This is a genomic window from Streptomyces sp. NRRL WC-3605 (assembly GCF_001509795.1).
GTDB lineage: Bacteria > Actinomycetota > Actinomycetes > Streptomycetales > Streptomycetaceae > Streptomyces > Streptomyces viridochromogenes.
This window is the reverse complement of record NZ_LLZN01000124.1, coordinates 1-1939: the sequence shown is the minus strand read 5'-3', so window position 1 is coordinate 1939 and position 1939 is coordinate 1. Positions and strand designations below refer to the sequence as shown.

Genomic DNA, 1939 nt, shown 5'->3' with positions numbered 1-1939 from the left:
CGGTATCCGGTGCGGGATCTGGTGACGGCGTCGGAGCCGTTGCCGCTGCTGGTGGAGCGTGAACGGGCCCTGTACGGGGCCTGGTACGAGTTCTTCCCGCGGTCGGAGGGCACTCGGGAGCGGCCGCACGGCACGTTCGAGACGGCGGCGCGCCGCCTGCCGGCGATCGCCGCGATGGGTTTCGACGTGGTGTACCTGCCGCCGATCCACCCGATCGGCACGACGTTCCGCAAGGGCCCGGACAACACCCTGTCCGCTGGGCCGGAGGATGTGGGGGTGCCGTGGGCGATCGGGTCGCCGGAGGGCGGCCACGACGCCGTGCACCCGGACCTGGGCACGATCGAGGACTTCGACCGGTTCGTGGCCCGGGCGAAGAAGCTGGGCCTGGAGATCGCGCTGGACTTCGCCCTGCAGTGCTCGCCGGACCATCCGTGGGTGTCGAAGCATCCGGAGTGGTTCCACCACCGCCCCGACGGCACCATCGCGTACGCGGAGAACCCGCCGAAGAAGTACCAGGACATCTACCCGATCGCGTTCGACGCCGACATGGACGGCCTGGTCGCCGAGACCCTGCGGATCCTGCGGCACTGGATGGGCCACGGAGTGCGGATCTTCCGGGTGGACAACCCGCACACCAAGCCGGTGGTGTTCTGGCAGCGGGTCATCGCCGACATCAACGCGACCGACCCCGACGTCATCTTCCTGGCGGAGGCGTTCACCCGGCCCGCGATGATGCACACGCTGGCCCAGATCGGCTTCCAGCAGTCGTACACGTACTTCACCTGGCGTACCGGCAAGCAGGAGCTGACGGAGTACCTCACCGAGCTGTCCGGGGAGGCGGCCGCCTACATGCGGCCCAACTTCTTCGTCAACACCCCCGACATCCTGCACGCCTACCTCCAGCACGGCCACCGCCCCGCCTTCGAGGTCCGCGCCGTCCTCGCCGCCACCCTCTCCCCCACCTGGGGCGTCTACACTGGGGCGTCTACAGCGGCTACGAACTGTGCGAGAACACCCCCCTGCGCGACGGCAGCGAGGAATACCTCCACAGCGAGAAGTACCAGCTGCGCCAGCGGGACTGGGAGACCGCCGAACGCGAGGGCCGCACCATCACCCCCCTCATCACCCGGCTCAACACCGTCCGGCGGGAGAATCCGGCCCTCCAGCAGCTCCGTGACCTGCACTTCCACCATGCGGACAAGGAGGAGGTGATCGCCTACTCGAAGCGCAGCGGTTCGAACACGGTTCTGGTGGTCGCCAACCTCGACCCTCACCACACCCAGGAGGCCACGGTCTCGTTGGACATGCCGCAACTCGGCCTGGAATGGCACGAGTCGGTGCCGGTGCGCGACGAGCTCACCGGCGAGACCTATCACTGGGGCAGAGCGAACTATGTGCGCCTCCTGCCCGGCGGCGCGCATGTGCTCGTCGTCGGCCGGGAGCCCGGGGGGCGACCCCGGGATGCGCACGGCCAGGCTCTGCGACCGTCCACCCCGCAGATCGGAGGGTCACCCGCCACATGATCGTCAACGAGCCCGTCCAGGACACCTTCGAGGACACCCCCGCGAACGACCGTGACCCCGATTGGTTCAAACGCGCCGTCTTCTACGAGGTCCTGGTCCGTTCCTTCCAGGACAGCAACGGCGACGGCGTAGGGGACCTCAAGGGCCTGACCGCGAAACTCGACTACCTGCAATGGCTGGGCGTCGACTGCCTGTGGCTGCCGCCCTTCTTCAAGTCGCCCCTGCGCGACGGCGGTTACGACGTCTCCGACTACACCTCGGTGCTCCCCGAGTTCGGCGATCTCGCGGACTTCGTGGAGTTCGTGGACGCCGCCCATCAGCGCGGCATGCGGGTCATCATCGACTTCGTCATGAACCACACCAGCGACCAGCACCCGTGGTTCCAGGAGTCCCGCAAGGACCCCGACGGCCCCTAC

General features: G+C 68.2%; 1 protein-coding gene and 1 pseudogene. Both read left to right on the top strand.

Features of this window, described 5'->3' with window-relative positions; all coding sequences use genetic code 11:
• A pseudogene (locus ADL34_RS33585) lies at positions 1–1523 on the top strand (alpha-1,4-glucan--maltose-1-phosphate maltosyltransferase); the annotation flags it as partial.
• Positions 1520–1939 (top strand): alpha-amylase family glycosyl hydrolase (locus tag ADL34_RS33580; RefSeq protein ID WP_267891531.1); only part of this gene is annotated, 420 nt, incomplete at its 3' end. The pseudogene ADL34_RS33585 and the gene ADL34_RS33580, both read left to right, overlap by 4 nt.